Raw genomic sequence first — 11,047 nt, forward strand, 5'->3', positions numbered from 1 at the left:
CCTCAAAGTATTGATCCGGCCCGCCGGAGGGATCTCTCGACGGGCCGGATCGCGCGGTGGCTCCTTGAGCGGTGTGCTCCGCTGGGCCGCGAAGACTAGCGGGTCAGAATTGACCGATCCGGTCGCCGTCAAACATGCCCGCGGAAGCAATTGTTTCGGATGCCTAACATCATGGGGTGGCCAAGGATTTCCGGTTCGGCGTCGGCCTGCGGGGCGCCAAGTCATTATCGTCGGTTCAGGACGAGGCCCGCCGAGCGGAGGACCTCGGCTTCGACGTGCTGCACCTGCCCGACCACATCGGCGCACCGGCGCCATTTCCCACGCTGATGGCGGCGGCCGCGGCGACCAAGACGCTGCGCATGGGCACGTTCGTGCTCAACGCGTGTTTCTACAAGCCTGCGCTGTTGGCGCGCGACGTGGCCGCGCTGCGCGACCTGTCCGGCGGCCGGTTCGAGTTGGGGCTGGGCGCGGGCTATGCGCAACACGAGTTCGAGGCAGCCGAGCTGCGGTATCCCAGCGCACGCGAGCGAATCGACTACCTGGCACACGTGACGGAGTACATGGCCGAGCACCTGCCCGACGTGCGGGTCCTGATCGCAGGCAACGGGGACCGGCTGCTGACGGTGGCGGCACGGCAGGCGAACATCATCGGGCTGACCGGAGGTCAACGGATCACCGGGGATCAGGATGCGCTGGCCGAGCGGGTCGACTTCGTCCGCAACGCCGCAGGCGACCGCTTCGACGACCTCGAGCTCAACCTTGCGATCACCGCGCTGCCCAGAGACGGGTCGGGCAAGCCAGACCTGTCGATAATTCGTCGAGCGCTGCCCGCTCTTTCCGACGATGAGTTGATGCAGACGGCCGCCGTGCTGTCGGGCTCTGCGAGCGAGATGGCCGACACCGTCCGCGGGTATCGCGACACATACGGCGTGAGCTACCTGATCGTCCAGGACAAGCACGCGCAGGCGTTCTCGAAGGTGATCGAAGAACTGCGCTGACCGGATCGTCGCCGTGCGTTTGAACCGGCGGACGACGGGAATTTCACGTCTTCATGGCGAGCACCACCGGTCCGATAGCCCGCGCACGACAACTGGTCATCACAGTGGCCTGCTGTCCTGCGGCTTTCGCGCAATGGGTGCGCGGCGACTACCCGCAATGGTCATCGCGACGCTGCCATGTGGCGGTGGTCGCGCTGTGCGGGCAGCAGGGATCGCTGCTCGAGCAGAAGCCGCGGCCTGCGGCCTAGTACTTGCGTCCGCGCAGCGCGTCCTTCACCCGTTGGCCCGTCTTGCGCATCCGGGCCCGCGCCTGATCGGACCGACCCTCGTTGCGCAGCCGGGCGTTTCCGGTCGCGTCACCGATCTCTTCTTTGGCCCGACCGACGACGCGATCGAACTCGGCCTTGGCTTTGCGTGTTGCGCTCATAGGTGCAGTGTTTCCGCTGCGCAGCGAGTGGAAACCTGGGTGCACGGTAAGCTCCCTGCGTCGCGCCCTCGTAGCTCAGGGGATAGAGCACGGCTCTCCTAAAGCCGGTGTCGCAGGTTCGAATCCTGCCGGGGGCACTTATCCCGTGTCTTCCTCCGACTCGGCATCCGATTCGACGCGCAGATGTGCGGTCAGGAACAGCTTGTCGTAGGTCGATTGAGCTGGCAGCGTTTCACGGCCGCTGACGCCGACGAAATCGGCAACCACCTGTCGGGCAAGAACTCTCAGCTTCGTATTGGTCTCTTGGGACCTCCACCGAAGCAGCTCGAAGGCAGCCTGTGGGTCAGCCATTCCGTGGACGAGCATCAACATGCCTTTGGCCTGTTCGATGTCCGCCCGATGATCGGTGATCATGGCGACGGCTGCCGTCACCTCGTCCTGGAGGTTTCGCTCCAGCACCGCGCCGTCGATGTCGACACCGTCGGCTGCAGTCGAGTTCCCGTCGACCGCTTGTCGATCCTGCCGGGATCGTGCCTTGTCGCCGTTGCCGTTGATGGAGTGCACAACGGCGTACTGCTCATCGAGTTCCGGATGACGTTGCATAGCAATACCCCTTTTTCGGAATATCGTGTGCCTTCGGTTGCTCGGCAACCCTTCTCGACGTCAGATGGCCTACGGAGCAATTTCGTTCTACTCCTCACGGATAACCAGGTCAAGGGTTATTTTCGTCGGCGTCATATGCCCGCCCGCCTTTGCGGCCGCTAAACGCCGCTGCGCGGCGGCCGAGCTACAGCTGCGCTCAGACTTTCGAACGTGTGTTCTAATGAATGGTCACGCCGTCCCGCTCACTGCGGGGCCGCACCAAGAAGGAGAAAGCCGTAACGATGACTGTAGACACCCTGCCGGCAGAGGCCCCGCCCGCCGATGTCAACACTCCCGACGTCTCGGTTTCCACTGTGAAAAAGAGCCCCGCCAAGAAGGCTCCCGGCAAGAAGACCAAGACTCTCGAGCTGACCCTCACCGTCACTGGTACCGCCGACGGCGAATGGCGCGCCGAGCTCAAGCGGGGCACCACCTACCTGGCACGCAACCTCGCGGTCGCCGCCGCCGCCGTCTCCCGCGCGGCCAGGGAACTGCACGAAGACCTCTCCACCCCGATCGATGAGGTCATCGAAGAAGCGCGCTCTCAACAGGCCGCCAAAGTCGCCGCGCTTGAAGCCGAACTGGAAGCCGCCCGCCAGGCTCTCGCCGATCTCGACTCAGATTCCTGAACCGACCGTTCTGGTTTTTACCGGCAACGAGCGCGCAGACGAACGCCGGAGCGGTGATGGCGACCTGCGCGTCATTCCCCGCGCCGGGGAGTCATAGCGGGACGCCGGTCACCTGTTCCCGTCACCACGCGTCTCGATGACGCGCATCGCGACATCCACGAGCTTGGTGTTGCTGTCCTGCGAGAGCTTGCGAAGCATCTCGAACGCGCGCATGTCGTCGACGGCGTAACGCTCCATGATGATGCCCTTGGCCTGACCGATGCGGTCGCGGGTGGACAGCGCGGACTGCAGCTCCTCGCCTTCACGACTGGCCAGGATCGCCGCGGCGGCGTGGGCGGCCAGCACAATGCCGATCGTCTCGGCCTCCCCGTCGAACGCCTGCGGCTCGAATGCGAACAGGTTGAGCGCCCCCGCGGTGCGGTTGGCCGTGTACAGCTTGAACGACAGCCCGCTGAGCACGCCGAGTCGAACCGCCTCGGGTGAATACTTCGGCCATCGTTCTTCGTTGCGGAAGTCGTCGGTGCGCACAATCACCTCATTGAGCGCCGCCTCGGCGCAGGGTCCCTCGCCGTGCGCCATCTGAAATTCGTCCAGCTTGTGCGGCAGGTCGGAGGTGCCGCCGAACGAGGCCCACTTGCCGCCCTTGCCGATCATCAGCACACCGGCGGTGTCGACCCCGGGGATCAGCTCCTGAGCGGTCGCCGTGACATCGCTGAGCACCTCGTTCACGGTGCGCGGCGCCGCCGCGGTGCGGGCAAGCTCGGCCATCCGCGCGGCCAGATCGTAGTTCGACGATTCGGTCATGACCGGTGTGTTCCCGTTCCGGTGCCGACACACACACCGGGCGGGACGCGTATCAAGTGCCTGATCACGTTTGTCGTGCGCTGAGCCTGGCAATGCTGCGCGTCAGGCGGGTGCGGCGGTCGACCACCGCACCGGCCGAGGTTCCGCCGGTTCAGACTACGAGCCGGCGGGGCCGCCCTGCCTTCCTCGCTGATCACAGCCAGTCACTCTGTTAGTTGTAGTATCGTCCGATTATGGGCAGCACCACCAACGTCTGGATTCTCGGCGGCTATCAAAGCGACTTCAGCCGCAACCTGACCCGCGAATGCCTCGATTTCGCCGACCTGACCCGCGAAGTGGTCGACGCCACCCTCACCGCCGCGGGGATGGACGCAGGCGCGATCGGCGTCGTGCACGTCGCCAACGCCTTCGGTGAGCTGTTCGCCCGCCAGGCCCACCTCGGCGCGATGCCCGCGACCGTGCACGAAGGGCTCTGGGACACACCGTCTTCGCGCCACGAGGCGGCGTGCGCCTCCGGCAGCGTCGCGACCCTGGCCGCGATCGCCGATCTCCGGTCCGGTGCGTACGAGTCCGCGTTGGTGGTCGGCCTCGAGCTGGAGAAGACGGTGCCGGGCGACGCCGCCGCCGAACACCTCGGCGCTGCGGCATGGATCGGGCACGAGGGCACCGACGCCACGTTCATGTGGCCGAGCATGTTCGCCCGCGTCGCCGACGAATACGACCAGCGGTACGGCCTGGACGAATCCCACCTGCGGGCGATCGCCGCGCTGAACTTCGCCAACGCCCTGTCGAACCCCAATGCGCAGACGCGCAATTGGACGATTCCCGACCTGCGTGCCGGGCGCGACGGTGACGCCACCCTCGACGACGAGGTCAACCCCGTCATCGAAGGCAGGCTGCGTCGTTTCGACTGCAGCCAGATGACCGATGGAGCCGCGGGCGTAGTGCTGGTCACCGACGACTTCCTGCGCAATCATCCCGGTGTCCGCCCCATCGGACGGGTCGACGGCTGGGGCCATCGCACCGTCGGCCTCGGCCTGCAGCACAAGCTCGACCGATCCGCGGACGGGCCTTACGTTCTGCCACACGTGCGCGGTGCGGTGCTCGACGCCTTCGACCGAGCCAATGTGACCCTCGACAACGTCGACGGGTTCGAGGTGCACGACTGCTTCACGCCGAGCGAATACCTCGCCATCGACCACATCGGGCTCACTGGTCCCGGCGAATCGTGGAAGGCCATTGAGAACGGCGAGATCGAGATCGGCGGGGCGCTGCCGATCAACCCCAGCGGCGGCCTCATCGGCGGCGGACACCCCGTCGGCGCGTCGGGTGTGCGCATGCTCCTCGACGCCGCCAAGCAGGTCAGCGACACTGCCGGCGAATATCAGGTCGACGGCGCAAAGACGTTCGGCACGTTGAACTTCGGCGGCAGCACCGCGACCACGGTGAGTTTCGTCGTCGGATCGGCGAAGGAGTTCTGATGGATGTAGAAGTCGTTGGCAAGTTTTTGTCGACGCTGCCGCAAGACGACGACCACCCGTACCGCACGGGGCCGTGGCGGCCGCAGACCACGGAGTGGGATGCCGATGATCTCATCGCTGTCGAAGGCGAAATTCCGCGAGATCTCGACGGAGTCTATCTGCGCAACACCGAGAACCCGCTGCATCCGTCGCTGAAGTTCTACCACCCGTTCGACGGCGACGGCATGATCCACGTCGTCGGTTTCCGGGACGGAAAAGCGTTCTACCGCAACCGATTCGTTCGCACCGACGGGCTGGCGGCCGAAGCCGAAGCCGGTGGCGCCCTGTGGCCCGGTCTGGCCGAGCCGGTGCAGGTCGCCAAGCGCGACTACGGCTGGAGCGCGCGAACGTTGATGAAGGACGCGTCGAGCACCGACGTCACCGTGCACCGCGGCACCGCGCTGACAAGTTTCTATCAGTGCGGCGATCTTTACCGCGTCAACCCGTTCACCGCCGAGACCACCGGTAAAGAAGATTTCAACGGGAGGTTCCCGTTCGACTGGGGGGTCTCGGCGCATCCGAAGGTCGACGACGCCACCGACGAGTTGTTGTTCTTCACCTACAGCAAGCAGGCCCCGTACATGCGCTACGGCGTGGTCGACGCCAACAACGATCTGGTGCACCTCACCGATATCCCGCTCCCGGGTCCACGGTTGCCGCACGACATGGCGTTCACGCCCAATTACGCCATCCTCAACGACTTTCCGTTGTTCTGGGATCCCAAGCTGCTGGAGGCGAACATCCACCTGCCCGGGTTCCATCCGGACGTGCCTTCGCGCTTCGCGGTCATCCCGCGACGCGGCGGCCCGCAGGACATCACGTGGTTCGAGGCTGACCCGACGTTCGTGCTGCACTTCACCAACGCCTACGAGGACGGCGAGGAGATCGTGCTCGACGGCTTCTACGAGGGCGACCCTGCGCCCGTCGACAGCCTGACAGGAAGCCGATGGGACAAGGCATTCCGGTTCCTCGCCCTCGACCGGCTGCAGACGCGGCTGCGTCGCTGGCGTTTCAACCTAGTCACCGGCGCCACCACCGAGGAGCAGCTGACCGACAGCATCACCGAGTTCGGCATGATCAACGCCGCCTACGGCGGTCGCGACTACCGCTACACCTACGCGGCCACGGGGAAGCCCGGCTGGTTCCTGTTCGACGGGCTGGTCAAACACGACGTGCAGACCGGGGCGGAGGAACGCTACGCCTTCGACGACGGTGTGTACGGAAGCGAAACCGCCGTGGCGCCGCGCGTCGGCAGCGATGGTGAGGACGACGGCTACCTGGTCACCCTGACCACCGACATGAACGATGACGCGTCCTACTGCCTGGTGTTCGACGCCGCGAGGGTCACCGACGGCCCGGTGTGCAAACTGCGCTTACCGGAGCGGATCTCGAGCGGGACCCACTCCACGTGGGCCGACGGGTCGTCGCTGCGGCGCTGGCATGAGGCCGACGACGCGCCTGCCGCGATCGGGCTGTAGGTGGCGCAGCCCGCGCCCAACGCGGTTGCCCGGATGCTCGGTCTGCTCGGCGACGAGTGGACGCTGCTGGTGGTGCAGCAGGCGCTCATGGGCGCCACCCGGTACGGCGATTTCCGGTCCCGCCTGCCGATCTCGCACTCGGTGCTGTCGAGCCGGCTCCGATCGCTTGCAGACAACGAGTTGGTGAAACCCTGGGTCTACCAGACCAACCCGCCGCGTTCTGAGTACCTGACCACGGCGCGCAGCCGCTCGTTGTGGCCGATGCTGGTGTCGATCTGGAACTGGGAGCGCGTCTGGGTCCCCGACCACCAGGACCCGGTGCCCCTCATGCGGCACACCGTCTGCGGCGAGAACTTCGCGCCGCTGGTCAGCTGCGGTTCCTGCGGTGAGACCGTCAGCGAGAAAGACGTTGTCGCGCAATGGGGCCCGAGTGGCTCATGGCCGCGGTCGATACCGGCCGCCGTCACGCGGCGACGGTCGGCGACGAGACAGGCCGGCCTTTTCCCGCAGACCATGACCGTGCTCGGAAACCGGTGGTCGTTTGCGATCCTGGTCGCCGCGTTCGTCGGGGTCAGCCGGTTCACCGACTTTCAGACACAGCTCAACGCTCCGCCGGGATCGATCGCGGACCGCATGGGGATCTTCGTGGCGAACGAGGTGTTGGACGACACCGACAACCGTTACCGGCTCACTGAGAAGGGCCGCGCCCTTTTTCCGGTGCTGATATTCGCGCTGCAGTGGGCCCAGCGGTGGTTCCGCGAGCCGGAGGGCCCGGCGGTGATAGTCACACATACGGCCTGCGACCAGCGGTTTTCCGCGGTCATGACCTGCGACCAGTGCAGCCGACCGCTACATGGAAATGAGGTCACCGCGATCTAGCACTCTCACATCGAGAGTGCTAATATCGCTGGCGCACAGTGATTTGGTCGCCCGCCAGGGTGGCGGGCTCTGAGTCGACATAGGAGGTGAATTGCTGTGCTTCGTTTTGATCCGTTCAGTGACCTTGACGCCGTGACCCGTAACTTGCTGACCAGCCAGACCGGATCGAATCGCACTCCTCGGTTCATGCCGATGGATCTGTGCAAGCTCGACGACCACTATGTGTTGACCGCCGATCTACCCGGCGTCGATCCGGGCTCGGTCGACGTGGACGTCGACAACGGCACCTTGACGATCTCGGCGCATCGCACCGCCCGCAGCGATGAATCCGTCCAATGGCTGACCAACGAACGCTTCTTCGGCAGCTACCGACGCCAGCTGTCATTGGGTGAAGGCATCGACACGAGCAAGATCTCGGCTACCTACGAGAACGGCGTTCTGACGGTGACGATCCCGTTGGCCGAGCGTGCGAAGCCACGCAAGATCGACATCGAACACGGCGCAGGCAAGAAGAGCATTCCGACGACAGTCGACGCCGAGTAAGCACGCCTTCGAGACTGCGGACAGATCGCGATCCGGGCAGATTCTGCGATCTGGCCGCAGTCTCGGTGCTTAGCCGTGGCGGGTCAGGAGAAACTGCAAATGCGTACGCACGGTGGGCCATTCGACATCCAGAATCGAGTACACCACGGTGTCCCGCCGCGTTCCGTCCGGTACTAGCTGATGGCTGCGCAGAATCCCGTCCAGTTTCGCGCCGAGCCGCTCGATCGCCGTGCGGCTGGCGAAGTTGAAGAAGTGTGTACGGAATTCGACTGCCACACAATTCAACACGTCGAACGCGTGGCCTAGCATCAGTAGCTTGGTCTCCGTGTTGACGCCGCTGCGCCGGGCAGAGGCGCCGTACCAGGTGTTGCCGATCTCGAGTCGGCGGTTCGGCGCGTCGACGTTCAGGTAGCTCGACGAACCGATCAGGGTGCCGTCGATGCGGCGCACGACGAAGGTCAGACCGGTGTCGGGCTTCTGTAGACCGAGCCGCATGTCGACCCACTGCGACGCGGTCTGCGGAGACGGCGCGCCGGTGAACCAGAGACTGCCCACGTCGCCATCTTCCGACGCCACCGCGATCTCCGAAACATGCTCACGGCTAAGGGGTTCCAGGGTCACCCACTGCTCGCCTGTCAACGTCACCGGCTCGACGAAGCCGCTCATGACCGCCGCCCGACTGCCGACCACGCCGCCACCATGGCCCACACCGACAGCACGATCGCCAAGCACGTCACGGCCGCGCCGATGTAGAAGCCGTAGCCTGCGGACACCGGTGCGTGCACGTAGAGCCGGTAATACCACATTGTCAGAACGGCGATCAGTACCGAGATCGCCAGCGCCGCAGACGAAGCCACGCGCGCTGACAGCCCACGCGCCGCCATCGCGCCCGCGACGATCAGCGTCGATGCCAACAGCGCGATGAGCTGACCGGCGCTGAAGTGCGGCGGCAACGTCAGGTTTCCCACTACCCCGCCGACAGCATTGGCGCGACCACCACCCGCTGCACGAGTGGTCAGCCATGGCAGCCATGCCGCTACCGCGAGAATCGCGGCGCAGACCGCGACCAGCCAGCCGGGGCTCAGTCGAACCATGCGATGAGACTATCGGGTATGGACCGCGGTCCAGGTCAGCGCGTGATCCGCCACGTCTTCCCAGCCGTCGAGGACGGTGATGAGGTGCGGGCTGCCCCGGAAGACCTTGAAGTCCGTCGGCGCCGACGAACGGCGGTAGCGATTGAAGTTCTCGTAGACCACCGACGCGGGCATGACGTGGTCACGGTCGCCCGCGACGAGCAGCAGCGGTGCGCGGTCGGGGTTCGCGAAGTCGACGACGCTCGCCGCCTTGGACTTCGGCAGGAGATCGGCGGTGGACACGTCGAACAGCGCCGTGCCGGGAGCCGGTATCGCCAACTCGGAATGCCATTTATCGGAGTCGGCCCGCGGAATTGTATTGGCGAAAACATAGTGAAAGTGGGCCGCGCTGATCGGTACGGCTTTGCCTCGGTTGCGCGGGTCACGCAGCCACGGCCATGCCGACCGCCACATCGACAGCGGGGCCCGCAGCACCCCGCGCGGCTTCGACGGCGCAATGGCGACTCCCGCGCGTCCGAGTCCGCGGTCGAGCAGCAACTGGGTGATCAACCCGCCCATCGAGTGGCCGATGATGATCGGCACGTCGGGCAGGGAGCGGACGAACGCGTCGAAGTGCTCGGTGGCTTCGGCCAATCCGATTCCGGTATCTGCCGGCCAGTCCGGCGCGTGCACGATGTGGCCCGCGGATCGATACCTCTGGACCCAGGCCCGCCAGCTATCGGCCGACAACCACAGACCGTGGATCAGCACAATCGGCGCCGTGACGTTCGACATCGTCTCTAGTGTGGGACTTTGACACCACATTGAGGGCGGTAATGCGATGAGCGAACTTCCCGACTGGGCGCAGCGGCTCGACCTGTCCCCCCATCCGGAGGGTGGCTGGTTCTCCGAGACGTGGCGCAGTCCGCTGACGACGCCCCAGTCCGCGCTGCCGCCGGACTACGCCGGTTCACGCAGCGCCGGAACAGCCATCCTGTTCCTGCTCATGCCCGGTCAGCAATCGGCTTGGCATACCGTGCGCAGCGCGGAGTTGTGGCTTTACCACCGTGGCAGCCCGCTGCTGCTGGAAATTGGGACCGAACAGAGAAGCGCCGCAACGCATCTGCTGGGTGCCGACATCATCGCCGGAGAGAATCCGCAGCTGGTTGTCCCGGCCGGACACTGGCAGCGAGCCCGGCCGCGCGACGACGAGCCATCCCTTGTCAGCTGTGTCGTGGTGCCCGGATTCGACTACGCCGACTTCGCGCTGGCCGCTCCTACCGACTGAGCAGAGCCACCGCAGCCGACACCAGCGCCGCGTTGTCGGGCGCAGTGCTGCCGTCGGGCAGCAGCAGGGTGTCCTCCATGCCGATCCGGGCCTGCACTCCGCGCAATCCCGCGTGCTCCAGCAGCGGCCAACAACTTTCGTCAAGGCCGTGCAGCAACACCGGGGCAGGCGAGCCGGCCGCAAGTACCTCGCTGAGGACATCGTCGGCGGTGTCGGTGTCGCCGTCGGGACCGAGTTCGACCATCACCCGCATGCAGTGAGCGGCCATATCCGACTTCGCCCAGGACGCCGCCGCCTCGGCGTGGAAGATGCCGACCTCGACGCCGACCCCCATTTGAAGCAGCTGGTGCGCCAATGGCTCAGAACCGGGCTCGTGCCAGTTCACCGACGCAAAGTCGGGCAGCACCTCCCAGCCTTGCACCGTGCGCAGCCGCTCGTCGGGATCCGACAGCGCCCAGAAGCCCGTCGTCACCCCCAGCGGTAGTCCGGGGACGGCATGCCGCACCGCCTCGACCGCCGCCCCGACGACTTCCGGCTCCAGCGAGTCGACGCCCTCGGTGGTCTTGGGGTGCATGTGCACCGCCTTGGCGCCGGCCAGGTGAGCGGCCAGGGCCGCAGCGGCGAGCTGCTCGGGGGTTACCGGCAGATTCGCGTGCTGGTCGGGGGTGCGGGCGCCGTTGATACATGCCTTGATGTACGTCTTCGGGCTATCGACCATGACCCATCTTCACCCGTCGCGGCGAGGTTTTCTTCAGTAGCGTGCTCG

Annotated in this window: 15 protein-coding genes and 1 tRNA gene; 9 read left to right on the forward strand and 7 right to left on the reverse strand. The window is 65.7% G+C overall.

What is annotated here, in order from left to right:
* Positions 1-176: 176 nt before the first annotated feature.
* Positions 177-998 (forward strand): LLM class F420-dependent oxidoreductase, encoded by an 822-nt coding sequence (locus QOJ24_RS07080; protein ID WP_526260274.1) that lies wholly within the window; start codon positions 177-179, stop codon positions 996-998.
* Between the two features lie 53 nt (positions 999-1,051).
* Complete coding sequence (locus QOJ24_RS07085) at positions 1,052-1,246, forward strand: hypothetical protein (protein WP_526260275.1); 195 nt, start codon at positions 1,052-1,054, stop codon at positions 1,244-1,246.
* On the opposite strand, the gene QOJ24_RS07090 is transcribed toward QOJ24_RS07085, so the two are convergent.
* Entirely contained in the window at positions 1,243-1,425 is a 183-nt protein-coding gene (locus tag QOJ24_RS07090) for a CsbD family protein (protein ID WP_526260276.1), read from the reverse strand. The two genes, QOJ24_RS07085 and QOJ24_RS07090, sit on opposite strands and share 4 nt — an antisense overlap.
* A 64-nt stretch (positions 1,426-1,489) precedes the next feature.
* Between QOJ24_RS07090 and QOJ24_RS07095 the strand changes: the two genes are divergently transcribed.
* Positions 1,490-1,562, forward strand: a tRNA-Arg gene (locus tag QOJ24_RS07095).
* 1 nt (position 1,563) lies between these two features.
* Here QOJ24_RS07095 and QOJ24_RS07100 read toward each other — a convergent pair.
* Complete coding sequence (locus tag QOJ24_RS07100; RefSeq protein ID WP_526260277.1) at positions 1,564-2,028, reverse strand: ANTAR domain-containing protein; 465 nt, start codon at positions 2,026-2,028, stop codon at positions 1,564-1,566.
* Between the two features lie 281 nt (positions 2,029-2,309).
* On the opposite strand from QOJ24_RS07100, the gene QOJ24_RS07105 reads away from it, so the two are divergent.
* Entirely contained in the window at positions 2,310-2,696 is a 387-nt protein-coding gene (locus QOJ24_RS07105; RefSeq protein WP_526260278.1) for a DUF6319 family protein, read from the forward strand.
* A gap of 108 nt (positions 2,697-2,804) precedes the next feature.
* Here the strand turns inward: QOJ24_RS07105 and QOJ24_RS07110 are convergent, their stop codons facing one another.
* Positions 2,805-3,500 carry a GAF and ANTAR domain-containing protein gene (locus tag QOJ24_RS07110; protein WP_526260279.1) on the reverse strand — a complete coding sequence of 232 codons (696 nt, stop codon included), beginning with the start codon at positions 3,498-3,500 and terminating at the stop codon, positions 2,805-2,807.
* Between the two features lie 233 nt (positions 3,501-3,733).
* On the opposite strand from QOJ24_RS07110, the gene QOJ24_RS07115 reads away from it, so the two are divergent.
* The 4 genes from QOJ24_RS07115 to QOJ24_RS07130 all read left to right on the forward strand — a co-directional run bounded on the left by QOJ24_RS07115 (position 3,734) and on the right by QOJ24_RS07130 (position 7,920).
* Positions 3,734-4,981 (forward strand): acetyl-CoA acetyltransferase, encoded by a 1,248-nt coding sequence (locus QOJ24_RS07115; protein WP_526260280.1) that lies wholly within the window; start codon positions 3,734-3,736, stop codon positions 4,979-4,981.
* On the forward strand, positions 4,981-6,498 hold the full coding sequence (locus tag QOJ24_RS07120) for a carotenoid oxygenase family protein (protein WP_526260281.1): 1,518 nt from the start codon (positions 4,981-4,983) through the stop codon (positions 6,496-6,498). The genes QOJ24_RS07115 and QOJ24_RS07120 overlap by 1 nt, the downstream gene beginning before the upstream one ends.
* On the forward strand, positions 6,499-7,377 hold the full coding sequence (locus tag QOJ24_RS07125) for a winged helix-turn-helix transcriptional regulator (protein WP_526260282.1): 879 nt from the start codon (positions 6,499-6,501) through the stop codon (positions 7,375-7,377). It abuts the gene before it with no gap.
* A 96-nt stretch (positions 7,378-7,473) separates the two neighbouring features.
* The gene (locus tag QOJ24_RS07130; RefSeq protein WP_526260283.1) at positions 7,474-7,920 is read left to right on the forward strand and encodes an Hsp20/alpha crystallin family protein; all 447 of its coding nucleotides are present in this window, start codon (positions 7,474-7,476) and stop codon (positions 7,918-7,920) included.
* 69 nt (positions 7,921-7,989) lie between these two features.
* On the opposite strand, the gene QOJ24_RS07135 is transcribed toward QOJ24_RS07130, so the two are convergent.
* From QOJ24_RS07135 to QOJ24_RS07145, 3 genes are read right to left on the reverse strand one after another with little or no spacing between them, the layout of a single operon-like run.
* Positions 7,990-8,586: a GNAT family N-acetyltransferase gene (locus tag QOJ24_RS07135; protein WP_526260314.1), complete on the reverse strand. Its 597-nt coding sequence runs from the start codon at positions 8,584-8,586 to the stop codon at positions 7,990-7,992.
* A complete protein-coding gene (locus tag QOJ24_RS07140) occupies positions 8,583-9,014 on the reverse strand; it encodes a hypothetical protein (protein WP_526260284.1) in 432 nt (143 codons plus the stop codon). The genes QOJ24_RS07135 and QOJ24_RS07140 overlap by 4 nt, the downstream gene beginning before the upstream one ends.
* Positions 9,015-9,023: 9 nt before the next feature.
* Positions 9,024-9,788, reverse strand: a complete 765-nt coding sequence (locus tag QOJ24_RS07145) for an alpha/beta hydrolase (protein ID WP_526260285.1) — start codon at positions 9,786-9,788, stop codon at positions 9,024-9,026.
* Positions 9,789-9,834: 46 nt separating this feature from the next.
* Between QOJ24_RS07145 and QOJ24_RS07150 the strand changes: the two genes are divergently transcribed.
* Positions 9,835-10,281 carry a cupin domain-containing protein gene (locus QOJ24_RS07150; protein WP_526260286.1) on the forward strand — a complete coding sequence of 149 codons (447 nt, stop codon included), beginning with the start codon at positions 9,835-9,837 and terminating at the stop codon, positions 10,279-10,281.
* Here the strand turns inward: QOJ24_RS07150 and QOJ24_RS07155 are convergent.
* Positions 10,271-10,999 carry a 3-keto-5-aminohexanoate cleavage protein gene (locus QOJ24_RS07155; RefSeq protein WP_526260287.1) on the reverse strand — a complete coding sequence of 243 codons (729 nt, stop codon included), beginning with the start codon at positions 10,997-10,999 and terminating at the stop codon, positions 10,271-10,273. The genes QOJ24_RS07150 and QOJ24_RS07155 overlap by 11 nt on opposite strands.
* Positions 11,000-11,047 lie beyond the last annotated feature (48 nt).

The organism is Mycobacterium sp., from assembly GCF_032159775.1.
Classification (GTDB): domain Bacteria; phylum Actinomycetota; class Actinomycetes; order Mycobacteriales; family Mycobacteriaceae; genus Mycobacterium.